The sequence below is a fragment of the Cryptosporangium minutisporangium genome, from assembly GCF_039536245.1.
GTDB classification, from domain to species: domain Bacteria; phylum Actinomycetota; class Actinomycetes; order Mycobacteriales; family Cryptosporangiaceae; genus Cryptosporangium; species Cryptosporangium minutisporangium.
Genome location: NZ_BAAAYN010000019.1, coordinates 30,920 through 54,727, shown reverse-complemented (window position 1 = coordinate 54,727; position 23,808 = coordinate 30,920). Strand labels below are relative to the sequence as shown.

The window sequence follows — 23,808 nt, the reverse complement described above, 5'->3', positions numbered from 1 at the left end:
GGTTTGCCCATGATCGCAAGAATCCTGCCATCGACCGCGCCGCCGATTGTCGGCGGGGCAGCCTAAACTCAACGCCGTGGCGGGGCGGATCAGGGACAGCGACATCGCGCTGGTGCGCGAACGGTCGGCGATCGTCGACGTCATCGGCGAACGCGTGACACTCCGTCCGGCGGGCGGCGGCACGTTCAAAGGCCTGTGCCCGTTCCACGACGAGAAGACGCCGTCGTTCAACGTCAACCCGGCCAAGGGCGTCTACTACTGCCTGGCTGGCGAGACCGAGGTGCTGACCTGGGACGGCCCACGGCCGATCCGTGAGTTGGCGGGCGGAACCCACCGCATCCTCAATGCGCGGGCGGACTGGCAGGAGGCGCCGTTCTACTCGTTCGGTGTCCAGCCGTTGATGCGCGTGGTGGTGCAGCGAAACGGTCGCCGGAAGGAGCTGTTCGCGACAGCGGAGCATCGGTGGTTCGTCCGGTCCGGCGTGAAGCTGCAAGGGCGCCGGGAGACGGTGACGAGTGAGCTACGGCCTGGCCAGCGGCTCTCGTACACCTATCCGCGTTCGCGGGTTCAAAACACAACTCCCTCGCCCTTCGGTATCGCACATGGGATCACGTTCGGTGACGGAACGCTGAGCGGGACCGGCTCGATGGCTCTCTTGGTCGGCGAGAAGGACGCTCAACTCCGCAAGTGGTTCCCGCACAGCTTCACCAGTCAGGTCAGCGGCCGCCCTGATTCGGTGTTGGTGCACCACCTACCCAAGTTCTTCAAGGGGCTTCCCGATCTCGACGAGTCCGTGCCGTACCTGTACGGCTGGCTGGCGGGGTACCTCGCGGCAGATGGTCACGTCGCGGCGGACGGCAGCGTGGTGCTTCATTCGGCGCGCCGTGAGAATCTCGAATTCGTTCGTACGGTCTGCACGCGCCTCGGCATCGCCACGTACGGCATTACGTCGCAGTCGCGTGAGGGCTACAAGACGGGTGAGCCGACCGATCTCTACCGGGTACACATCGTCAGCGACGACCTCACTGAGAGCTTCTTCCTGATCGACGAACACCGCGACCGTTACCGCGCCGCGCGGAAGGCGTATTCGCGGCGCGGTTGGGTGGTTGAGTCGGTCGAACCGACTGACCGCGTCGAGGAGGTGTTCTGTGCGGTCGTCGACGATGGCCATGCTTTCGTTCTCGAGGACAATATCCTCACGGGAAACTGTTACGGCTGCGCTGAAGGTGGCGACATCCTCAGCTTCGTCATGAAGACGGAGATGCTGAACTTCAGCGAGGCCGTCGAGCGGTTGGCGGCGCGGGTCGGCGTCCAGCTCACCTACACCGAGGCCGGTCCGGCGCCGGTGCGCAACACCGGCCAGCGCCAGCGGCTGATCGCGGCGCACACCGCCGCCGCGGAGTTCTACGTCGAGCAACTCGGCAGCCGTGAGGCGCTGCCCGCCCGCGAGTTCCTGGCCGCCCGCGGCTTCGGGCCGGACGCTGCCACCCGGTTCGACTGCGGCTTCGCGCCCACCGGGTGGGACATCCTCACCAAGCACCTGCGGGGGCGCGGGTTCACCAACGAAGAACTGGTCGCCGGCGGCATCTCGAAGACGGCGCGCTCCGGCTCGCTGATCGACCGGTTCCGCGGACGGCTGGTCTGGCCGATCCGCGACCTCGGCGGCGAGGTGATCGGGTTCGGTGCCCGCCGGCTGCTGGAGGGCGACGACGGCCCGAAGTACCTCAACACGCCCGAGTCGCCGATCTACAAGAAGTCGCACGTCCTGTACGGGGTCGCGGCCGCGAAGAAAGACATCGCCAAGCAGCAGCGGGCCGTCGTCGTCGAGGGGTACACCGACGTGATGGCCTGCCACCTGGCCGGGGTCGTCACCGCGGTCGCCACCTGCGGCACCGCGTTCGGGGCCGACCACATCCAGGTGCTCCGGCGCCTGCTGATGGACCAGGACGAGTTCCGCGGCGAGGTCATCTTCACCTTCGACGGCGACGCCGCCGGGCAGAAAGCCGCGGTGCGGGCGTTCGAGGACGACCAGCGGTTCGTCGCGCAGACGTTCATCGCGGTCTCGCCGCAGAACATGGACCCGTGCGACCTGCGGCTCGCCCACGGAGACTCCGCGGTCCGCGATCTGGTGGCCCGCCGGGAGCCGCTGGTCGCGTTCGTGCTGCGGACGCTGCTCGCGCGCTACGACCTGGACACCGTCGAAGGGCGCGTGGCCGCGTTGAGGGCCGCCGCACCATTGGTCGCCCGGATCAAAGACCGGGCGATGCGGCCGGAGTACGCCCGCAAGCTCGCCGGTGACCTGGGCATGGACCTGGAGCCGGTGCTCAAGGCCGTGAACGAGGCCGCGGGCGCCGCAGGCAAGGGCGCGCCGGGCGGTCGGGGTGCGCAGGGCGGTCGGGGTGCGCAGGGCGGCCGGCCGGCCGCCGCGCCGAACGGACGGGCGCCGCGCCAAGGTGGGGCGCCCGAGGCGGAGGCGTCCGAGCCGGTGAGCCCGGCGGGGGGACGGCCCGACCCGCACGACCGCGCGCTGCTCGTCGAGCGAGAAGCTCTCAAGCTCGCGGTGCAGGAGCCAGTACTGGCCGGTCCGCTGTTCGACGCGGTCGGCGAGGACGCGTACACCCACCCGGCGTTCCGGGCGGTCCGGCGTGCGGTGAGCGCCGCCGGGGGCGCCGTGGCGGGTACGTCCGGCCCGGAGTGGGTGCAGACGCTGGTGTCCTCCTGCGACGACGCGGTGGGGAAGGCGCTCATCCCGGAGCTGGCGGTCGAGCGCCTCTACAACGACGGCGAGCTCGACCCGAGGTACGTCGCCGCACAGCTGAACCGGGTGCAGGAACTGGCGACCGTGCGGCGCATCGTCGCGGTGAAATCCAAGTTGCAGCGGCTCAACCCGGTGGAGTCGGCGGACGAGTACAGCCGGTTGTTCGGCGAGCTGGTGGCGCTGGAGCAGTACGCCCGCGGCTTGCGCGAACAGGCGATCGGAGGCCTGTAGTTCCGTGCTGAATCCGAAGACAGTGCTCGACCGGTTCCTGCGACGGGACGCCCCACCGGCGACGCCGCCGCTGGAGCCGCACGACCGGGTGGTCGCGTGGGCCACCACCGCGGAGGCGGTCGCGGTGGCCAGCATCCGGGCGCTGTGGTTGCCGCCGAAGAAGGGCGCCGAGGGGGTAACCGGCCCCGACGGCACGGAGTGGCACCGGCTCGGCTGGTCGGAGATCCACAAGGCGGTCTGGCGTGACGGGGCGCTCGTCGTCACGACCGGGGTCGAGATCGAGCCGGGCGTGGTCACCGACGGTCCGGAGCGTCGGCTGCGACTCGTCGAGCCGCGTGATCTCCCGGCCGAGGTGCGGACGCGGGTGACCAAGAGCGTCGCGTACACCGAGCACCACCGGCTGAGCACCGGCGGGGGAGTGCGGGTGGTGGCTCGCCGGGTGCCGGGCCGGGACGGCCTGACGTGGCATCTCCGTTTCGACGATCCGTCCGATCGCGAGGTGCCCGCGGCCCGCGCCGAGGCCGAAGGACTCCTCACCGAGGCTCGGGTGAGTTGGGGCGACGGACCAGCAGCGTGACGCCCAGGGCTGCGACCCACGCACCCCAGGCGGTGCTGCCGACGAATCCGGCGGCGTCCCAGACCGGGAAGTCCGGCACCGCGGTCGCCAGGACGTCGCCCTGGTTGAGCAGGTAAAGCCCGCTCGCGAGCAGTCCGAACCACCCCAGCACCGCCGGTAGCAGCCCGGAGCGGAGCACGACGACGCTCACGGTCGCCGACCATCCGATCGCCAGTAACTGCCCCAGGTGCTCGCCGAGCAGCGCTCCGCCGAACTGGTGCTGGGCGATCCAGGCCGCCTCGACGGCGGCGCGCATCGTCGCGTCGCCGTTTTCGTAGGCACGCGCCAGCGGCGGCACGACGACGACCCACCGCAGGAAACCGACCAGCGAGAGCAGCACGGACGCCGCGCCGATCCACGTCGCCGCTCGTAAGGCAGGGTGCGCGGACCGAGCCAGTGCACCCGGCAACAACAGCACCGGGACGAGCAGGATCGCGTACGTCCACGCGGTGGTGAACCACGTCCAGATCAGCCCGTTCCCGCCGTCGGTGAACGCCGGCAGCACGACGGAGGCCGGTTCCCGCAGGATGTCGGGCCACTCGAAGGTCGACGACAGGACGGTCGCGGCGATGGCGAACGCCACCGCGCCGACGACGAACAGCGCACCGGTGAGGCGACGGCTCATGATCCCTCGATTCTGTACGGCGTACAATTTGTACGGCGTACAGATGATGTACGGTGTGCAGGGTTACGTCAAGGGAGGTGCGATGATCGGACGCCCCGGTCCGCGGCGGGTGTTGAGCGAGGACGCGATCCTGGACGCGGCGCTCGCGCTGCTCGACGAGGGCGGGCTGGAAGCGGCCTCGGTCCGGCGCATCGCCGCGGCGGTCGGAGTGGCTCCGAACGCGGTGTACACGTACTTCCCCGACAAGGCCGCCGTACAGCGGGCGCTCGTCGACCGGATTCTCGGCGCGGTCGACCATCGGGCACTCACCGCGTCGGGGCTGCCGTGGCGGGAGCGGATCCACGGCCTCGCGCTCGAGGTGCGGGCGCGGCTGAGCGCGCATCCGGCGGTGGTTCCGCTGCTGCTCGGCGGGCCGATGGACGGACCCGAGGCGCTCGCGCTCGGCGAACACCTGCTCGACGTCCTGGCGGAGGCCGGCCTAGCGCCGGACGTCGCGGCTCGAGCGTCCTATCTGGTCATCGTGTACGTGCTGGGTGCGGTCGCGCTGGAAACCGCGGAGCATCCCGGCGCGGGCCCGCTGCCGCCGGAAGCCGAACGGATCGCGGCGCGCCGGGACGCGTTCGCCGCCGCGCCCACGGAGCATTTCCCGCGGACCGCGGCCGCGGCGCCGGTCGTGGCCGAATACGTCTCCACCGAGCAGTTCCGCTGGGGCCTGGACCGACTTCTCGACGGCATCGCCCCGCCCGCCTGACGATCGGGGCGGCTCAGACTGCCGCTTCGTGCAGCGCGGTAGGAGCACGCCCGGGCACGGTGGGCCGGGCGGGACCGGAGCGGGACGGAAGGCCGAGCGCGAGGCCGCACCCGACCACGGCGATGCCCACCCAGACCAGGACGCCGGGGACCGGCTGGCCGAGCGCCACGCCGCTCAGCGCTGCCGCCACCGGTGCAACGCCGGTGAGCAGCCCGGCGCGCCCGGACCCCAAACGGGTCACGCAGGTGTACCAGAGGACGAACGCCACCGCGGTCACCGCGACCGACAGGTAGACGATCGCCACCAGTTCGGTCCGGCCCAGGCGGAGGACGGCGGTCGGACCTTCCCGCACGATCCCGATCGCCAGGAACATCAGCGCCGCCATCCACGTCGTGTGCACCGAGACGCCCCACGGCTTGTGCCGTCGCAGCACCGGGATCGCCAGCAGCGTGAAGCCGGCCTCGCACGCGAACACCACGACCGCCCACATCAAGCCCATCGCGTCGCTGCGCCCGAGCCCTTCGACCAGCGCCGCCCCCGCGGTGACCACCAGCGCCGCGACCAGCGCCCGGACCGTGGGACGGGCACCTTCCAGCAGCGGCCCCACCGCCGCCATCACCACCGGCACGCTCGCCACCGCGACGCCGAGCACCGCGGGCTCGGCGTGCTTCGACCCGTACACCAGCGCGATGTTGAACACCACCAACCCGGGCACCGCGATCCCACTGAGCCAGAGCCACTCCACCCCTCGCGGGGCGTGGATGTGCCGCCGGGTGAGTTTCGCGAACACGACGAGCAGCACGCACGCCAGGCCGTAGCGCACCGCCTGAACGGTGAAGAGCGGGCTGCTGACGAGCAGCGACGACACCGCGACACTGCCCCCGACGAAGACCATGCCGGTGGCGCCGGATGCCGCGGCGACTCCACCTGCGGGCAAGCGGGGCCCGACGCGCGGTGGGGTGAGTACCGAGTTGACCATGCAGCCATGCTCGGCGACCCTCGTGGTTCGGTTGAAGGACCACTGGACGCGCGAAGGAGTGGACCAATGTCGGCCGGTGCGGATTTTCTCCAGCTGCGAGCGGCGTCGGCGCCGGCCAAGGGCCTGACGACCTGGCTGGTGGACGCGGTGCGTGCGGCCGTCGCCGACGGGCGCCTCGCAGCCGGTACGCGGCTACCGCCGACCCGGATGCTCGCCGCGGATCTGGGCATCTCGCGGGGCGTGGTGGTCGAGGCGTATCAGCGCCTCGTCGACGAAGGGCTCGCGCAGGGCCGCACCGGCGTGGGCACCGTCGTCACGAACCTGTTGGCGCCGGTGTCCGGGCTCGGTGGCGATACTCGGGAGCGCGTCGCGCCTACGGGCCGGACGCCGGGGGAAGACCGCGCGCCGCGGGTGCGCGTGCCACCTGCCCAGGGTGCGGCGGACGGCGCCGCGGCGGGGCACTCGGCGGCGGGGAGCCACGCGCCCGGGTGGGCGTCGAATCCGCCGGGGTTTCGGCTGCCGTTGGGCCCCGCGGCCGGGATCGAGTTCGACCTCTCGCCCGGCCGCCCCGACCTCGCCGCGTTCCCCCGCGCGGCCTGGCTCCGTGCTGAGCGCACGGTCCTGGCCACGATGACCAGCGCCGACCTCGGTTACGGCGACCCGCGCGGCACGCTCGCGCTGCGGACCGAGCTGGCCGCGTGGCTGGCCCGCACCCGGGGCACTCGCGCCGAGCCGGACGACGTCCTGGTGGTGGCCGGGGTGGCCCAGGCGCTCGCGCTGGTCGCCCGCGTGTTCGGCGAGGGGCGCGACGTCGGGATCGAGGACCCGGGCTCCCGGGGCGCCCGCGACCAGCTGACCAGCTGGGGCCTGCGTCCGCAGCCGGTTCCGGTGGACGGCGACGGGCTCCGCGTGGACGCGCTGGTCGCCAGCGGCCTGCCGGCCGTGCTGCTCACGCCCGCGCACCAGTTCCCGACCGGAGTCGTCCTCGGCCCACAGCGGCGCCGCGAGCTGCTCGCCTGGGGCGGGCTGGTCCTCGAAGACGACTACGACGCCGAGCACCGCTACGACCGCGCGCCGGTGGCCGCAGTGCAGGCGTCGGCACCGGACCGCGTCGTCTACATGGGCAGTACGTCCAAGACGCTCGCGCCGGGCATGCGGCTGGGGTGGATGATCCCGCCGCGCGCGTTGCGGGACGACCTGCTCGCCGCCAAGCACTCCGTGGACCTCGGCAATCCGGCGTTGTCCCAGTTGGTTCTGGCCGAGCTCCTGACCAGCGGCGAGTACGAGCGCCACCTGCGACGGGTCCGGGTCCGTCAGCGTCGCCGCCGGGACGCGTTGCTCACCGCGCTCCACGAGCACCTCCCCGATGCCCGGGTGGAGGGGGTCGCGGCCGGCCTGCACCTGCTGATCACCCTGCCCGGCGACGTCCCCGACACGGTCCTCGCCGACGAGGCCGCCGTGGTGGGCGTGCGGGTGCACCCGCTGTCCTGGCACCGGATGAAGCCCGGGCGGCCCGGTCTGGTGATCGGTTATGCCGCACATCCCCCGAACCGTCTCGAAGAGGCCGCCCGCAGGATGGGAGCCCGCCTCACCGCGGTGGTGCGGGGCGGCGTCACGAGGTAGGAAAAGCCATGGCACTCGTCGCGGGCGTCGACTGCTCGACGCAATCCACCAAGGTCCTGATCTGTGACTCCGAGACCGGGGCGGTGGTCCGGCAAGGGCGGGCACCGCACCCCGATGCGACCGAGGTCGACCCCACGATCTGGTGGGACGCGCTGCGCAGCGCGTCCGACGGATTGCTGGACGGTGTGGAGGCGCTGGCCGTCGGCGGCCAGCAGCACGGCATGGTGACGCTCGACGCCGACGGTGAGGTGGTCCGCCCAGCGCTGCTCTGGAACGACACCCGGTCGGCCGGCGCCGCCGCCGAGCTGATCGACGAGCTCGGCGGTCGGCAGGCCTGGGCGGACGCGGTCGGGGTGGTGCCGGTGGCCAGCTTCACGATCACCAAGCTCCGCTGGCTCGCCACGAACGAACCGGCCGCGGCCGCCCGCACCGAGCGGGTGGTGCTCCCGCACGACTGGCTCACCTGGAAGCTGTCGACCAACGCCGACCCGACCACCGACCGCGGCGACGCGTCCGGCACCGGCTACTGGTCAGGAGCGACCGGCGAGTACCGCCTCGACCTGCTGCGACGGGCGTTCGGGCGGGACGTGGGCGTGCCCGAGGTCAAGAAGCCCGACGCGATCGTCGGCCACACCGCGGACGGCATCGCGCTCGCCGCGGGCACCGGCGACAACATGGCCGCCGCCTTGGGACTGGGCGCCGGGCCCGGCGACGTCGTCGTCTCGCTCGGTACCAGCGGCACGGTGTTCGCGGTCGCCGAGGGGCCCACCACCGACCCGAGCGGCTTCGTCGCCGGGTTCGCCGACGCGACGGGCCGGTTCCTGCCGCTGGTGTGCACGCTCAACGCGGCCCGGGTGCTGACCGCCGCCGCCGACCTGCTCGGCGTCGATCTCGACCGGTTGTCGGAGTTGGCGCTCGCCAGCACGCCCGGTGCCGCCGGGCTCACGCTGTTGCCCTATCTGGACGGCGAGCGCACGCCCGATCTCCCGGACGAGACCGGTCGGCTCACCGGCCTGACCCGCGCGAACGCCCGTCCCGAGCACCTGGCCCGGGCCGCCGTGGAGGGCATGCTGCTCGGTCTCGCCGACGGCCTGGACGCCGTCCGCCAGCACGGTGTCCCGGTGCGTCGCGCGCTGCTGATCGGCGGTGCGGCGCTCTCGCCGGCGGTGCGCGCGGTCGCGTCGGGCATCCTCGGCGTTCCGGTCGAGGTCCCGGCGCCGGGGGAGTACGTGGCGCTGGGTGCGGCCCGGCAGGCCGCGTGGGCGCTCTCGGGTGCGGCCGAGCCTCCGCAGTGGCCCGTCGCGGCACAGCGAGCACCGGAGACCAACCCGGCCGACTACTCCGCAGCTCGTGACCGCTACGCCCAGTTCCGTACCGCAGTGGTCGAACTTTCGACTCAGCCGAACAAAAGTTAGGCGGTCGTAATACAAAAGAGTCTGGACAGGGGCCGCTGTGCCGCCCTACGGTCTCCCCACGCCTTGTGACGCGCGCCACCGAGAAACCCCCACTCGGCAGCGTGCTGGAAGCTCGGGAAGGCCGCCTCATGACGCCTCGGCCCAGGCCGGACAACTCCGCCCAGTCCCAAATACTCCTGACCCTTCGTGACGAGGGGCCCGTCTCACGGGCCGAGCTCGGCGACCGGCTCGAACTCCCGCGAGCGCGGCTGGCCGCCGAGCTGAGCCGGCTCACCGAGCTCGGCCTCGCCCGCGACGGTGGACCCGCCGCGTCCAGGGGTGGTCGCCGCTCCACGATGGTCGAGCTCGACCCCGAGCTGCGGTTCGTCGGCGTCGACCTCGGCGTGACGTCGGTGACCCTGGAGGTCACCGACGCGTCGCTGGAACCGGTCGCGTCGGTGGAGGAGGAGATCGACATCCGGCGGGGCCCGGAAGCCGTCCTCGATCGGATCGACGACCTGGTCGCCAAGCTGCGCGCCGACGGTCACCTCACCCGGCTCGCGGGCATCGGGCTCGGCGTTCCGGGGCCGGTGAGCTTCCGGGACGGTGTCCCGGTGTCGCCGCCGATCATGCCGGGCTGGGATCGCTACCCGGTCCGTGAGGAGCTGGCCGGGCGGCACGGCTGCCCGGTCGTCGTCGACAACGACGTCAACATCATGGTGGTCGGTGAGCGCCGCGGCGGAGTGGCCCGCTCCGTCGACGACCTGCTCTTCGTCAAGGTGGGCACCGGCATCGGCTGCGGCATCGTGGTCCGCGGCCAGGTGTACCGGGGTGTCGACGGCTGCGCCGGCGACATCGGCCACATCCAGGTCGACCCGCACGGCCCGGTGTGCGCCTGCGGCAACGCCGGCTGTCTGGAAGCGGTGTTCGGCGGTGCCGCGCTGGCGCGCGACGCGCTGGCCGCGGCCCGGAACGACACCTCGCCGTCGCTGGCCGAACGTCTCCGCACCCACGGCACGGTCACCGCAGCCGACGTGGGGGCAGGCGCCGTCGAGGGCGACCCGGTGTGCATCGGCCTGATCCGGGACGGTGGCCGCCGACTCGGCGGTGTCCTGGCCAGCCTGGTGAGCTTCTTCAACCCGTCGATGATCGTGATCGGCGGCGGGCTGGCGGGGCTCGGGCACCTGCTGCTCGCCGAGGTGCGGTCGGTGATCTATCGGCGGTCGCTACCGCTGGCGACCCGCAACCTTCCGGTGGTGCTGTCCGAACTCGGATCGCGCGCCGGGGTGGCCGGAGCCACCGCGCTGGTCAGCGAACTCGCGTACGGACCGGTGACCCGATGAGCGCCGGGACGGACCCGGGCAGCACGCCCGGCCCGGGCAGCGTGTCGGACGTGACCGGCGCGGGCACCACCGGCGCGGCGGGGGACTCGGCGGCGCAGCCATTGCTCCGACTCACCGGGGTCGTCAAGACCTTCCCGGGCGTCCGGGCGCTGGACGGCGTCGACCTGACCGTTCTGCCCGGTGAAGTGCACTGCCTGCTCGGGCAGAACGGCGCCGGGAAATCCACGCTGATCAAGGTGCTCTCCGGCGCGCACCAGCCGGACGAGGGAACGATCGAGTGGCTCGGTGAGCAGGTCCGGTTCACCAAACCGACCGCCGCGTTGCGGGCCGGGCTCGCGACGATCTACCAGGAGCTGGACCTGGTCAACGACCTCACGGTCGCGGAGAACGTGTTCCTCGGGCACGAGCCCCGCCGGCTCGGCTTCACCAGCCGGGGTGTGGCGCGTCGCCGCGCCAAGGAGCTGCTCGCCCGGCTCGGCCACGCGGAGATTCCGGTCGGGCGCGAAGTCGGTCGGCTGCCCGCCGCAGGCAAGCAGATCGTCAGCATGGCCCGTGCGCTCTCGCACGAGGCGCGGCTGATCATCATGGACGAGCCGTCCGCGGTGCTCGCCCACGACGAGGTGGAGAACCTGTTCCGGGTGATCCGGGACCTGACCTCCGCCGGTGTCGCGGTCATCTACATCTCGCACCGGCTGGCCGAGATCCGGGACATCGGCGATCGGGTCACGATCCTCAAGGACGGCCGGACCGTCGCGGTCAACCTGCCGGCCCGGACCACGCCGACGAACGAGGTCGTCACGCTGATGACCGGCCGCAACGTCGAGTACGTCTTCCCGGCCCGGCGCGCCGAGCGGGCCGACCGCACGACCGACGCGGACGCGGCGCGCGCCGGCGCCGCCGAGGCTTCGGCCGCGTCACCCGGCGGCGAGACCCCCACCGTGGCCCTCTCCCCGGATCGGGTCGGCGACGACACCGCCGTGCCTCGCCCCGCCGCAGCCGACACCGCTGGATCGCCGGGCGGCGCCGCGCCGCTGTTGCGGGTCGCGAACCTCGGCCGGCCGGGAGAGTTCGAAGGGGTTTCGTTCGAGGTTCGGGCGGGCGAGATAGTCGGGCTCGCCGGGCTGGTCGGTGCCGGCCGCTCGGAGATCCTGGAGACCGTCTACGGCGCCCGGAAACCCGCCATCGGCACCGTCGAAGTGGACGGCAAGTCACTGCGCCGGGGCAGCGTGCAGGCCGCGGTCGCCGCCGGGATGGGGCTCGCACCGGAGGAGCGCAAGAGTCAGGCGCTGCTGCTCGGCGAGCCGGTCTACCGCAACGTCTCGCTGGCGTCGCTGCGGCGGTTGGCCCGCCTCGGCTTCGTCCGGCGTGGGCTGGAGCGGTCGGAGGTCAGTGCGGTGACCAGTTCGCTGGACCTCCGCCCGGCCGATCCGCGCCGCGTCATGCGTACGCTCTCCGGCGGCAACCAGCAGAAGGCGGTCGTGAGCCGCTGGCTGCTGGGCAAGACCCGCTTGTTGCTCCTGGACGAGCCGACCCGGGGTGTCGACATCGGGGCCAGGGCCGAGCTCTACCAGCTGATCCGCTCGCTCGCCGACCAGGGCGTCGGCGTGCTCATGGTCTCCAGCGAAGTCCCCGAAGTACTCGGCCTCGCCGACCGCGTCCTGGTCGTGCGAGAGGGGCGTGTGGTGCACGAAGCGCCGGCGTCCGACCTCACCGAAGCTCAGGTCCTCGACCTCGTCATGGCCGGGGAGCGCGTCACCACTTCCCGCTGATCTTCAACCGTCCGAACCGGAGTACGCACAGGCCCGCAATCCCCACTGTGCGCAGTTCTCCGCTATCGAACGCTACGCCGATTTCCGCCACCGCATTGGAGCGAGGCGCTCATGACCGATCCCACCCCCAGACCGTCGGCCGACTCTTCGGCCACGGTCACTGTTCCACCCGCCGACGAACACACCCGGGTCGAGGCGGCCGCCGCTGAACCGGACGGCCAAGCCAGCCCGCTGCGTACCTGGCTGGCGTCGCTGTCCGAAGGTGGCGCCACCCGGAACATCGGGCTGCTCGTCGCGCTGATCATTCTCTGCATCGTCGGCCTGGTCACCGCGGAGACGTTCTCGAACACCGGCAACATCCGCACGATCCTCACCAACGCCTCGGTGATCGGCGTGGTCTCGGTCGGTATGACGTTCGTGATCATCGGCGGGGGCATCGACCTGTCGGTCGGCTCGATCGTCGGGCTCGCCTCGGTCTGGTGCACCACCGTGGCGACCCAGGAGTACGGGCCGGTCGTCATGGTGCTCTGCGCGCTGCTGGTCGGGCTGACCGTCGGCTTGATCAACGGCGTACTGATCGCCTACGGACGGCTGGTCGCGTTCATCGTGACGCTCGGCATGCTGATCGGCGCCCGCGGGCTGGCCCAGTACATCGCCAACCTGCAAACCCAGGTCGTCACCCAGCAGGGGTTCAACCAGATCGCCGACGGGTCGCTGCTCGGCGTCCCGTACCTGGTCTGGCTGTTGATCGGGACGTTCGTGATCGGCTGGGTCGTGTTGAACCTGACCACGTTCGGCCGCCGCACGGTCGCGGTCGGCGGCAACCCGGAGGCAGCGCGGCTGGCGGGTATCAACGTCCGCCTGCACACCGCACTCCTCTACGGCGTGTCCGGGCTCTGCTGCGGCCTCGCCGCGGTGATGCTCACCGCGCAGACCGCGTCGGGATCGTCCACGAACGGCCAGGGCTACGAGTTGGACGCGATCGCCGCGGTCATCATCGGCGGAACGCTGCTCACCGGTGGCCGGGGCACGCTGGTCGGCACGTTCCTCGGCGTGCTGGTGTTCACGCTGATCACGAACCTGTTCATCCTGAACAACCTGTCCACGCCGGTTCAGAACCTGGCGAAGGGCCTGATCATCATCGGCGCGGTCCTGCTGCAGCGTCGCCGGTCCGGAGCCGCGACCTAACGCTGGGGGCGCCGCCGTCGAGGCGGCGTTCCCGAAGGTTCGCCCCTCCACGGGCACGTGGGGGCGGAGTTCCCGAAAACAACCCCGGTTGCCGGGACGCCCCCCGGACGGCTGGTCACTCGACGAACCCTGTCGGCCCGAGCGGTCCCCGCTCGACGCCGGCTCGACCCCAGATCCCGTTGGCCCACCGCAGTTGACCGTCCTGCGGTGGTTCGCCCGCACGCGTAATTAGCTCATCTCAAAGGAGAGAACCATGAGTGACGTCATCAGCGGCCCGCAAAGCGGGCTCGGCCGCCGGCGCTTCCTGCTCGGGGGAGCCGCCGTCGGAGCGACCGTGCTGGTCGCCGGGTGCACCTCGAACGACTCGGGAGACGACAACAACGAGACGAACACCAAGACCGTCGGCGGTGACAACGCCGCCAAGGGCACCCAGGTGACGATCGGGTTCTCCGCGCCGCAGGCCGACCACGGCTGGATCGGCGCGATCGCCAAGAACGCGGAGGCGCAGGCCAAGACGTTCGAGGACGTCACGTTCGAGCCGGTGGAGCCCACCAACGACGTGGCGGCGCAGATCGCGGCGATCGAGACGCTGATCACCAAGAAGGTCAACGTGCTCGTCGTGCTGCCGAACGACGGCAAGCAGCTCACGGCCGTGGCGCGGAAGGCGATGGATGCCGGGATTCCGGTCGTGAACCTGGACAGGATCTTTGCCAGTCCGCTCGCGTACCGGACGTGGATCGGTGGGGACAACTACGGCATGGGTGTCTCTGCGGGTCACTACATCGGAGCGCGGTTGAAGCAGGCGAATACGACCAACCCGGTGATCGCCGAGATCGCCGGCATCGACTCGCTGCCGCTCACCCAGGATCGCAGCCGGGGCTTCAAGGAAGCGCTGGGCACTTACGGATTCCGGGTGACGAACCGGGTGGCGGCGGAGTTCACGGTGGCCTCGGGGCAACAGGTCACCTCGAACTTGCTGCAGGCGGCGCCGAAGATCGACGCGATCTGGAACCACGACGACGACCAGGGCCTCGGCGTGCTGGCGGCGATCCGGCAGGCCAACCGCAAGGAGTTCTTCATGGTCGGCGGCGCCGGCTCGCTGGACGCGATGGAGGCGATCAAGGCCGACAACTCCGTGCTCAAGGCGACCGTGACGTACAGCCCGAGCATGGCGTCGTCGGCGATCTCGATCGCCCGGTTGATCGGCCAGAAGAAGGGCTTCTCCGACCTGGTCGAGAACGACGTCCCGGCGCACATCACGCTGGCCTCGGCGACCGTGACCAAGGAGAACGTCGATGAGTACATGAACACCGGCTTCCGGTCCTAGGGGGTTTGATGAGCAAGGCTGAGCTGGGCGTCGGCATGGTCGGGTACGCGTTCATGGGCGCCGTGCACTCGCAGGCGTGGCGCACCGTGAACCACGTATTCGACCTGCCGGTCGGGGTCCGGCTGGCGGCCATCGGCGGACGGGATCCGGTTGCGGTCAAAGCGGCGGCCGACCGGCACGGGTGGGCGGCGGCCGAGACCGACTGGCGTGCGCTGATCGAGCGCGACGACGTCGCGATCGTCGACATCTGCACGCCGGGAGACACGCACGCGGAGATCGCGGTGGCCGCGCTCGCCGCAGGCAAGCACGTGATCTGCGAGAAGCCGCTCGCCAACACTGTCGAGGAGGCCGTCTCGATGGCTTCCGCGGCGGCGGACGACGCGGCCCGCGGCGTCCGCTCGATGGTGGCGTTCAACTACCGGCGGGTTCCGGCGCTCGCCTATGCCCGGGCCCTGGTGGCTGACGGCCGCATCGGCACGCTGCACCACGTGCGGGCGGCCTACCAGCAAGACTGGCTGGTCGACCCGTCGGCGCCGCTGACCTGGCGGATGCAGAAGGAGCGGGCCGGGTCGGGAGCGCTGGGCGACATCGCCGCGCACATCGTCGACGCGGCGCAGTTCGTGGTCGGCGACGTACTGTCCGGGGTCAGCGGGATGACCGAAACGTTCGTCAAGTCCCGTCCGCTCTCGGGTGGCTCCGGCCTCTCGGCGGCCGCGGGCGGCGCGGGCGTCGGCGACGTCACCGTGGACGACGCGGCGGTGTTCTTCGGTCGGTTCGCACAGGGCGGCATCGCGACCTTCGAGGCGACCCGGTTCGCGACCGGGCGGAAGAACGCGATGCAGCTGGAGCTCTACGGGTCGGGCGGCGGGATCCGGTTCGACTTCGAGCGGATGAACGAACTGCAGTTCTTCAACGGTTCCGACCCGGACGAGGAGGGCGGCTTCCGGCGGGTGCTGGTGACCGAGGCCTCGCACCCGTACCTGGAGGCGTGGTGGCCGCCGGGGCACCCGCTGGGGTACGAGCACACGTTCACGCACGAGTTCCGCGACTTCCTGGTGGCTCTCGACGAGGGCACAGACCCCTCGCCGAGCTTCGCCGACGGGCTGCAGGTGCAGCGGGTGCTGGCGGCGGTCTCCTCGAGTGCGGAGTCCAATTCTGGATGGGTGGAGGTCTGACGATGCCGAGGCCAGTAACGCTCTTCACGGGGCAGTGGGCCGACTTGCCGTTCGAGAAGGTGTGCGAACTCGCGTCCGGGTGGGGGTACGACGGGCTGGAGATCGCGTGCTGGGGTGACCATTTCGACGTGGGGCTGGCGGTCTCCGACCCGTCGTACGTCGCCTCCCGGCGGGAGATCTTGAAGCGGTACGGGCTCGAGGTGTGGGCGATCTCGAACCACCTGACCGGGCAGGCGGTGTGCGACCACCCGATCGACGAGCGGCATCAGGGCATGCTCTCCCCGGAGGTCTGGGGCGACGGAGACCCCGAGGGAGTGCGGCAGCGGGCCGCCGCGGTGCTGAAGGACACGGCTCGGGCGGCCAGGGCACTGGGCGTCGACACGGTCATCGGGTTCACCGGATCCTCGATCTGGCACACCGTGGCGATGTTCCCGCCGGTGCCCGAGTCGATGATCGACCGCGGGTACCAGGACTTCGCGGATCGCTGGAACCCGATCCTGGACGTGTTCGATGCCGAAGGTGTGCGCTTCGCCCACGAGGTGCACCCGTCGGAGATCGCCTACGACTACTGGTCGACGGTGCGGGCCCTGGAGGCCGTCGACAACCGGCCGGCGTTCGGGCTGAACTTCGACCCGTCGCACTTCGTCTGGCAGGACCTGGACCCGGTCGGGTTCCTGTGGGACTTCAAGGACCGGATCTACCACGTCGACTGCAAGGAGTCGGTGAAGCAGTTCAACGGGCGGAACGGGCGGCTCGGCTCGCACCTGCCGTGGGGTGACCCGCGGCGCGGGTGGGACTTCGTGTCGACCGGCCACGGCGACGTGCCGTGGGAGCCGGTGTTCCGGATGCTGAACTCGATCGGGTACGCCGGGCCGATCAGCATCGAGTGGGAGGACGCCGGGATGGACCGCCTGGTCGGGGCGCCGGACGCGCTGGCGTTCGTGCGGAAGCTGGTGGCGATCGAGCCCCCGGCGGCCTCGTTCGACGCGGCGTTCTCCAGCGGAAGCTAGCGGGCCGTGGCGCCCGAGCCGCGCGATGAGCGGGTCGACCGGCCGCGGCGCGCGAGCCGCTCGGAGCTTCGGGCGGCGGCCCGGCCGTGGCCGGGCACCCGGCGTGGCCCCAGTTAGCCACGGACACGAGAACACGACGAGGGCCCAGCCGTAGCGGCTGGGCCCTCGTCCGTGGTTCGACCCGGCGGGCGGGTGAACTAGGCCGTCTCCTGCGGATCTCGCTCGCAGCGAGATCCGCCCAGGCGCAGGCCTTAGTCGATGACGCCGTTCGAGCCGGCCGGACGCGGCGTGTTGGCCGACGGGGCGCCGGTCGCGGGGCCCGCGTTGATCGTGCTCGGCGTTCCGGTGGAGCTACCCGTGGACGAGCCGAGCAGGTTGCTCACCTTGGCGCCGATGGCCGTGTTACCGAGCTTGTCGTTCGCGACGTCCTTGGCGGTATTGACCAGGCCACCGGCCTGCGCCTGGAGGACGCCGGCCGCCTCCTGGACGGTCGGGTTTTCCTTGATCTTGGCGGCGCTGCGGCGGATCTGCTCGTACCGCTCGCGGCCGGCCTTGGTGCCCAGCACGTAGCCGATACCAACACCGGTGAGGAAGAGCAGCTTGTTGCGCATGTCGACTCCTGAAGTCGGCTTCCGGGTGGTTGCCTGATGACGAGGTGATGCCCGACGAGGGTCTATCCCACACCCGTAGTACCAAACCGTGGCAGCCCGGGGGTCTGTTAGGGCCGTTGTCGGGGCATACCGGGTGGTCGCGCCTGCGAACGGACGGGGTGACCGCCGTCCGCGAGCACCAACCGGCATGTTGTAGGCTTGCCCAGGCACGTCGCCGAGAGGCGGCGCGGTCAGAGCAGTCCCCCGTAGCTCAATTGGCAGAGCATTCGACTGTTAATCGAAGGGTTACTGGTTCGAGTCCAGTCGGGGGAGCATTCGCCCAGCGCAGACGGGTTTCTCGCTCGCTGCGCAGCGCTAGCCCTCTCTTACCACCCGGATCCGGGGGTAAGCGGGGGGCTTCGTCGTTCCAGGGGTACGCCGACCGGAGGTCACCTAGCGTGACGGGGAGTCGGTGAGCATCCGCGCGCTGCTCCACTCGCGGATGGCAGGCAGCGCGCGGTACGGAGGAGCGCCGTGGTGAGCCCGCCATCGCCGGTAAAGGTAGTTGCCCCCAGGCGAGATCATCTGGGCCAGCGTCGGGCTGGCGTTCTGAAGGCGTGACCGACCGAGAATCGAAGCGCGGCGCGTAGCCGACCTTCTCTTCCTCGGCATCGATGTTCCCGGAGACCGCGTCGTCCTCGACCTCCTCCGGCCGCCGGCGGCCGAGAACGCACAGCAACCGGATCTTCCCCGAATCGGGCAGTCCGATGCCCCGATCGTCGTCTGGGCCGCCCGGGCTGGCCTCGGTCGCAGCGGATGAGGACGGAGCCGATCCGGCCCGGCGCCGCGCCGGTGATCCGGCCCGGTACCGCAGAAAGCCACCCCCGTCGGATGAGGCAGCCGTCGTCTCGCTGCCGCACGGTAAAGCGGTCGGAGACCGGGCCGAAGACCGTCCCGGTCAGAACCTGTCGGATGGAGATGCGGACGATGTCGGTAGACGCAGTGGTCACGGAGCTTCTGCAAGCTCTCGTCCCTGGTGAGGCGCCCCTGCTGGAGAGCCTGGTCCAGTTGCAGGCGGACACTCAGGAGCAGTCCGGCCTGGACGATCGCACCTACCTCCTGGTGCGGATAGCGGCTCTGGTGGCTGTCGACGCCTCGGCGGCGTCCTACCTCGTCACCCTGGCTGTCGCGGACGAGGTCGGCATCACCGCGGACGAGGTGCGGGGTGTGCTGATCGCGCTCGGACCGGTGGTGGGCAGCGCACGGGTGCTGTCCGGTGCCGAGAAAGCCATGACGGCCATCGCTAGCGCGCGACGGGGGTAGCTCACTGCCTGGACTGCGCCGGGCGAGGACGCCGTTACGCGCCGACGGCGGGCCGGGGGTCCTCCGGACCGGATGATGTGCGCGCGATCGGCGGCGACGATCGTGGGAGGACCGTCCGCGCCGACACGACCGGGGGACACATGGCCGGTCACGTCCCGGGCCACCGCGGGAAGCTCTCGTCACGGCACGGGTCGACCTCGTCCATGGCGATCACCGGCATCCTGTCGTCGAGGTGGTGGCCGGGACGCCGATCAGCGACCGCACCCGGGGCGGGGAACAGGCTTGGAACCCTCCAGGTCGACGCCGAGAACGAGCGGCGCCTGATCCGCAACGAATGGTGTCGACGCCGGAGCGTCCGCCACCCACTAGCACCCTGGGGAGCACGGTGATGGACGACGTCCTGGTGTTCGCCGCGGTCGTGGCTGCGCGATTTCTGGTCCCGCTGCTCATCCCGCGGTTCCCGTTGCCTGCGATTCTCGCGGCACTGATTCTCGACGGCGTCGACCAGACGATCTTCCAGGCCATGGGGTACGACCCGCCGGGCTACCAGGGCTACGACAAGGCGATGGACGTGTACTACCTGTCCATCGCCTACCTCACGACGATGCGGAACTGGACGAGTCAGCCAGCGATCCGAATCGCCGCCTTCCTCTACTTCTACCGGTTGGTCGGCGTGGTCGCGTTCGAGCTGACCGACTGGCGGCCGATGCTCCTGATCTTCCCGAACACGTTCGAGTACTACTTCATCGCGTACGAGGTAGTCCGGATCTGGTGGCGTCCGAACCGGTGCGGCACCCGATTTTGGGTGGTGACCGCGGCGTCGATCTGGATCTTCGTCAAGCTGCCGCAGGAGTACTGGATCCACGTCGCTCAGCTGGACGTGACCGATCTCCTGGGCGAATACCCCTGGGTGGGCGTCGGCATCGCCGTGCTGCTGGTCGTCCTGGCAGCGGTGGGTTGGACGGTCCTCCGCCCACGGCTTCCCGCGCCCGATCAGCCGTGGCGGGTCGCCGCCGATCCGCTGCCGGCCGGGATACGCACCGCGCCGCAGCGCGAACGGTGGGTGGCGACCCACGGACGCCTGCTGTCCTCCTCCACCGCGGAGAAGGTGTTCCTCGTCGGCCTGCTGCTGGTCATCTACGCGCAGATGGTGCCCGGTCGGCGGACGACGGACCTGCAGCTGTTCCTCGGCGTCGCCGTGCTGGTCGTGATCAACGCCGCGGTCACCCTGTGGGTCGCGCGCGGTGCTCGGGGCGTGCAGTCGATCGTGTCCGCGTTCGCGCTCCGGGTGCTGCTCAACTCCGGGCTGGTCGTTCTCGCCGAGGTCCTGCTCGGTCGTGGCCGGGGCGACCTGAACATGGGGAACACACTCTTCTTCGTTCTGCTGCTCAGCCTCACCACCCTCCTGGACGACCGCTACCGGCCGATCTACGAGTTCCGGCGAGCAGAGGGGGAGCGGGCCGTGTCGGTCTCGTCCGGGCCGGGCGAGCCGCCCCGGCCAGGGTCACCCGAGTAGCGACACGAGACGACCCCGCCGCCGGGCAGGACCGTGCTGATCGTCGGCGGGTCATCGCGCGTCCGTGCAACCGGCTCGAATGATGACGGATCTGGCGCGGGACAGCGCGCGCAACGCGTCATCATTCGGCGGCATCGGCTCGCGGATCAGGCGGGCCGGTCCCCGGTGCCGCCGCGGGTGGGTGCGGCGGTTTGCTGGTTGCCGCCGGGGCGGACGGAGCCGGAGCTGTCGTGGATGCTGGTGCGTGCGGCACTGGCGACGGCTTCGGGCGTGATGCCGAATTCCTGGTAGAGGCGCTGGTAGTCGGCGGAGGCGCCGAAGTGCTCGAGGCTGACGATCCGGCCGGCGTCGCCCACGATCTCGCGCCAGCCCTGGCCGATGCCGGCCTCGACGCTGACGCGTGCGCGGACGGTCGGCGGCAGGACCGCGTCCCGGTAGGACTGTGATTGTTCGGCGAACCACTCCCGACACGGCAGCGAGACGACCCGCGCGGTGATTCCCTCCGCGGCGAGCAGGCCGCGGGCGTCCAGAGCGATCTGCACCTCGGAACCGGTGGCGATCAGCAGGACCGCGGGGTCGCTTTCTACGGTCAGGACGTACCCGCCGCGGGCCGCATCGTCGACCGGTGCGTAGCCGTCCGGCCCGCGGTCGAGCACGGGCAGGTTCTGCCGGGTGAGTACCAGGCCGGCGGGCCGGTCGGTGTGCTCGAGGATGGTGCGCCAGCAGGCCACGGTCTCGTTGGCGTCGGCGGGCCGTACGACATCCAGCCCCGGGATGGCCCGTAGCGCGGCCAGATGTTCGACCGGCTGGTGCGTCGGGCCGTCTTCGCCCAGGCCGATCGAGTCGTGCGTCCAGATGTAGGTGGCGGGTAGTTGCATGAGCGCCGCCAGGCGCACCGCCGGACGCATGTAGTCGCTGAAGACCAGGAACGTGCCGCCGTAGGGGCGGGTCAGGCTTTGCAGGGCGATGCCGTTCAGGATCGCGCCCATGGCGTGCTCACGGATACCGAAGTGCAGGGTTCGCCCGTAGGGACCGCCGGACCAGTCGCGCGTCTGCCGGTCGGCCGGAACGAACGAGGGCTCCCCGCTCATCGTCGTGTTGTTGCTCTCCGCCAGGTCGGCCGAGCCGCCCCAGAGCTCGGGCAGAACCGGAGCGAGCGCGGTGAGGATCTCCCCGGAGGCCTTGCGGGTGGCCATGCCCTTCGGGTCAGCAGCGAACACCGGTAGCGCTGCGGCCCAGCCGTCGGGAAGCTGCCGCTTCTGCAGTCGGTCGAGCAGTGCGGCGCGGTCAGGGTGGGCAGTGCGCCACGCCGCGTACCGCGGCAGCCAGTCCTCGTGCAGCCGCGCCCCACGGTCCACGGCGCCACGGGTGCGGGTCAGAACGTCCTGGTCGACCGCGAACGTGGTGTCCGGGTCGAATCCGAGCAGGGTCTTGGTGGCGGCGATCTCGGCAGCACCCAACGCGGAGCCGTGCGCCTTGCCGGTGTTCTGCTTGGTCGGCGCGGGCCAGCCGATGATCGTCCGCAGAAGAATCAGCGACGGGCGGCCGGTTTCTGCTTTCGCTGACTCCGTCGCGGCGAGCAGCGCGTCGACGTCCTCGACGTATTCGCCGGTGCCGGTCCAGTCGACGCTCTGCACGTGCCAGCCGTAGGCGGCATAGCGGGCGGCGACGTCCTCGCTGAAGGAGATGTCGGTGTCGTCCTCGATCGAGATGTGGTTCGAGTCGTAGAACAGCACCAGGTTGCCGAGTTGCTGGTGTCCGGCGAGCGAGCTGGCCTCCGCGGTGACGCCCTCCATCAGGTCGCCGTCGGAAGCCACCACGTAGACGTGGTGATCGAACGGGCTCGCGCCCGCTGGGGTGTCCGGGTCCAGCAGACCGCGTTCGCGCCGGGCCGCCAGCGCCATGCCGACCGCGCTGGCCAGTCCTTGGCCGAGCGGCCCGGTGGTGATCTCCACCCCTCGGGTGTGCCGGTACTCCGGGTGTCCGGGGGTGGCAGAGTTCCAGGTCCTGAGCGCCTGGAGGTCATCGAGCTCCAAGCCGTACCCGGCGAGGTAGAGCTGGATGTAGAGCGTCAGGCTGGAGTGACCGCAGGACAGTACGAACCGGTCCCGGCCGAGCCACTGATCGTCCTTCGGATCGTGGCGGAGCACGTTCTGGAAGAGCAGGTACGCCAGCGGGGCCAGGCTCATCGCGGTACCCGGGTGCCCGTTGCCGACCTTCTGCACGGCGTCGGCGGCCAGCATTCGGGCCGTATCGACGGCCCGGATGTCGATGTCGTCCCAGCCGGCGGTGTCGGCGATCGGCGCCGCTGCCCGGCGATCGAGAGAGAGGCCCTGCGTCATGGTGTTCCCGATCCGTCGGTAGTGCGGGGTACCGCGTCAGCGGTCGATCAGGTGGCGATGAGCGCCGAGCGTTTTTCGGCGATCCCGTCGAAGAGCTGCTGGAAGGATTCGACGAATGCCTTGACGCCCTGGCGTTCGAGTTCGGCGACGACGTCGTCGTAGTCGACGCCGGCCGCGGCCAGTCGATCGAAGGTGCGGTGCGCGTCCTCGACGTCCCTCGTCAGAGTGTCGGCGACGAGGCCGTGGTCGACGAACGCCTCGAGCGTCGTCCGAGGCATCGTCGTGACCGTGTTCGGCCCGATCAGCTGCTCGATGTAGGTCACGTCGCGGCGATCCGGGTTCTTCATCGACGTGGACGCCCACAGGCATCGCTGCGGCGAGGCGCCGGCAGCCTCCAGGTCCGTCCACTCGTCGCCGGTGAAGATCTCTTGGTAGGCCTCGTAGGCCAGCTTGGCGTTGGCGATCCCCAGCGCGCCCTTCAGGTCGGCCGGGCCGCTCTTCTCGTCGAGGCGACGGTCTGCTTCCGCGTCGACGCGGGAGACGAAGAACGAGGCGACGGACGCCACCGCGGCCAGGTCACCGCCGGCGTCGCGCAGTCGCCGCAGGCCACGGAGGTACGCCTCGGCAGCGGCGCGGTGGCGCTCCAACGAGAACAGCAGGGTGACGTTCACCGGAATGCCGCGGGCGATCGTCTCTTCGACCGCGGTGATACCGGCTTCGGTGCCCGGGATCTTGATGAACAGGTTGGGACGGTCGATGCGCCGGTGCAGAGTGACGGCCTCCTCGACGGTGGCCTCGGCATCGTGGGCCAGGTGCGGGTCGACCTCGAACGACACCCATCCGTCGCGGGATGAATCGCCACGGTCGTAGACCGGCAAGAGAAGATCGCAAGCTGCGCGGATATCTTGCACGGCAAGAGCGAGGAACACCTGCTTCGGGTCCTCCTCCGACCTCAGCACCTCGCGCATCTGCTCGTCGTAGGCGTCGCCTTCGGCGATCGCGGCTTGGAAAATCGTCGGATTCGACGTCACGCCCGTCACCCCGTCGGCGACGAGCCCGGCGAGATCACCGTCGCGGACGAAGACCCGCGACAGATAGTCGAGCCAGGGACTCTGCCCGACGGCGGCCAGCGATTGCAGTGAAGTGGGCATGGCTCTCCTGTGTTCGGTGCGAAGCGGAGACCAGCGGCGGCAGGCGCGAGCCGGAGGTGCCGTGCAGGCAGTGCTGATCGGGGCTTTCCGGATGGTC

General features: G+C 70.8%; 18 protein-coding genes and 1 tRNA gene. 14 read left to right on the top strand and 5 right to left on the bottom strand.

What is annotated here, in order from left to right; genetic code table 11:
* Nucleotides 1–76 precede the first annotated feature (76 nt).
* Entirely contained in the window at nucleotides 77–2,989 is a 2,913-nt protein-coding gene (gene dnaG, locus ABEB28_RS15895; protein ID WP_376981040.1) for a DNA primase, read from the top strand.
* Nucleotides 2,990–2,993: 4 nt separating this feature from the next.
* Nucleotides 2,994–3,566, top strand: a complete 573-nt coding sequence (locus ABEB28_RS15890) for a hypothetical protein (RefSeq protein ID WP_345728868.1) — start codon at nucleotides 2,994–2,996, stop codon at nucleotides 3,564–3,566.
* Here the strand turns inward: ABEB28_RS15890 and ABEB28_RS15885 are convergent.
* Complete coding sequence (locus ABEB28_RS15885) at nucleotides 3,523–4,230, bottom strand: DUF4386 domain-containing protein (protein ID WP_345728867.1); 708 nt, start codon at nucleotides 4,228–4,230, stop codon at nucleotides 3,523–3,525. The genes ABEB28_RS15890 and ABEB28_RS15885 overlap by 44 nt on opposite strands.
* A gap of 43 nt (nucleotides 4,231–4,273) precedes the next feature.
* Here ABEB28_RS15885 and ABEB28_RS15880 point away from each other — a divergent pair, with 43 nt between their 5' ends.
* Nucleotides 4,274–4,981, top strand: coding sequence for a TetR/AcrR family transcriptional regulator (locus ABEB28_RS15880; RefSeq protein ID WP_345728866.1), 708 nt, complete (start codon nucleotides 4,274–4,276; stop codon nucleotides 4,979–4,981).
* Between the two features lie 13 nt (nucleotides 4,982–4,994).
* Here ABEB28_RS15880 and ABEB28_RS15875 read toward each other — a convergent pair whose 3' ends face one another.
* On the bottom strand, nucleotides 4,995–5,960 hold the full coding sequence (locus ABEB28_RS15875) for a DMT family transporter (RefSeq protein ID WP_376981030.1): 966 nt from the start codon (nucleotides 5,958–5,960) through the stop codon (nucleotides 4,995–4,997).
* A gap of 66 nt (nucleotides 5,961–6,026) precedes the next feature.
* Here ABEB28_RS15875 and pdxR point away from each other — a divergent pair, with 66 nt between their 5' ends.
* The 8 genes from pdxR (at nucleotide 6,027) to ABEB28_RS15835 (ending at nucleotide 16,789) form a co-directional block, all read left to right on the top strand.
* Nucleotides 6,027–7,583, top strand: a complete 1,557-nt coding sequence (gene pdxR / locus ABEB28_RS15870) for a MocR-like pyridoxine biosynthesis transcription factor PdxR (protein WP_345728865.1) — start codon at nucleotides 6,027–6,029, stop codon at nucleotides 7,581–7,583.
* Between the two features lie 8 nt (nucleotides 7,584–7,591).
* Nucleotides 7,592–8,998 carry a xylulokinase gene (gene xylB / locus ABEB28_RS15865; protein WP_345728864.1) on the top strand — a complete coding sequence of 469 codons (1,407 nt, stop codon included), beginning with the start codon at nucleotides 7,592–7,594 and terminating at the stop codon, nucleotides 8,996–8,998.
* A 128-nt stretch (nucleotides 8,999–9,126) separates the two neighbouring features.
* Nucleotides 9,127–10,320 (top strand): ROK family transcriptional regulator, encoded by a 1,194-nt coding sequence (locus tag ABEB28_RS15860; RefSeq protein WP_345728863.1) that lies wholly within the window; start codon nucleotides 9,127–9,129, stop codon nucleotides 10,318–10,320.
* Entirely contained in the window at nucleotides 10,317–12,089 is a 1,773-nt protein-coding gene (locus ABEB28_RS15855; protein ID WP_345728862.1) for a sugar ABC transporter ATP-binding protein, read from the top strand. The genes ABEB28_RS15860 and ABEB28_RS15855 overlap by 4 nt, the downstream gene beginning before the upstream one ends.
* A 111-nt stretch (nucleotides 12,090–12,200) precedes the next feature.
* On the top strand, nucleotides 12,201–13,277 hold the full coding sequence (locus ABEB28_RS15850) for an ABC transporter permease (RefSeq protein ID WP_345728861.1): 1,077 nt from the start codon (nucleotides 12,201–12,203) through the stop codon (nucleotides 13,275–13,277).
* 253 nt (nucleotides 13,278–13,530) lie between these two features.
* Nucleotides 13,531–14,604 (top strand): substrate-binding domain-containing protein, encoded by a 1,074-nt coding sequence (locus ABEB28_RS15845; protein WP_345728860.1) that lies wholly within the window; start codon nucleotides 13,531–13,533, stop codon nucleotides 14,602–14,604.
* Between the two features lie 8 nt (nucleotides 14,605–14,612).
* Nucleotides 14,613–15,779 (top strand): Gfo/Idh/MocA family protein, encoded by a 1,167-nt coding sequence (locus ABEB28_RS15840; protein ID WP_345728859.1) that lies wholly within the window; start codon nucleotides 14,613–14,615, stop codon nucleotides 15,777–15,779.
* A 2-nt stretch (nucleotides 15,780–15,781) separates the two neighbouring features.
* Entirely contained in the window at nucleotides 15,782–16,789 is a 1,008-nt protein-coding gene (locus ABEB28_RS15835) for a sugar phosphate isomerase/epimerase family protein (RefSeq protein WP_345728858.1), read from the top strand.
* A 251-nt stretch (nucleotides 16,790–17,040) separates the two neighbouring features.
* On the opposite strand, the gene ABEB28_RS15830 is transcribed toward ABEB28_RS15835, so the two are convergent.
* Nucleotides 17,041–17,400 carry a hypothetical protein gene (locus ABEB28_RS15830; RefSeq protein ID WP_345728857.1) on the bottom strand — a complete coding sequence of 120 codons (360 nt, stop codon included), beginning with the start codon at nucleotides 17,398–17,400 and terminating at the stop codon, nucleotides 17,041–17,043.
* Between the two features lie 239 nt (nucleotides 17,401–17,639).
* Here ABEB28_RS15830 and ABEB28_RS15825 point away from each other — a divergent pair.
* The 3 genes from ABEB28_RS15825 (at nucleotide 17,640) to ABEB28_RS15815 (ending at nucleotide 20,218) form a co-directional block, all read left to right on the top strand.
* A tRNA-Asn gene (locus tag ABEB28_RS15825) sits at nucleotides 17,640–17,712 on the top strand.
* Nucleotides 17,713–18,366: 654 nt separating this feature from the next.
* Complete coding sequence (locus tag ABEB28_RS15820) at nucleotides 18,367–18,702, top strand: carboxymuconolactone decarboxylase family protein (protein WP_345728856.1); 336 nt, start codon at nucleotides 18,367–18,369, stop codon at nucleotides 18,700–18,702.
* 388 nt (nucleotides 18,703–19,090) lie between these two features.
* Complete coding sequence (locus tag ABEB28_RS15815; protein ID WP_345728855.1) at nucleotides 19,091–20,218, top strand: hypothetical protein; 1,128 nt, start codon at nucleotides 19,091–19,093, stop codon at nucleotides 20,216–20,218.
* A 146-nt stretch (nucleotides 20,219–20,364) separates the two neighbouring features.
* On the opposite strand, the gene tkt is transcribed toward ABEB28_RS15815, so the two are convergent.
* Together tkt and tal are read right to left on the bottom strand one after the other, a co-directional pair.
* On the bottom strand, nucleotides 20,365–22,560 hold the full coding sequence (gene tkt, locus ABEB28_RS15810) for a transketolase (protein ID WP_345728854.1): 2,196 nt from the start codon (nucleotides 22,558–22,560) through the stop codon (nucleotides 20,365–20,367).
* Nucleotides 22,561–22,607: 47 nt separating this feature from the next.
* Nucleotides 22,608–23,711 carry a transaldolase gene (gene tal, locus ABEB28_RS15805; protein WP_345728853.1) on the bottom strand — a complete coding sequence of 368 codons (1,104 nt, stop codon included), beginning with the start codon at nucleotides 23,709–23,711 and terminating at the stop codon, nucleotides 22,608–22,610.
* Nucleotides 23,712–23,808: the final 97 nt, after the last annotated feature.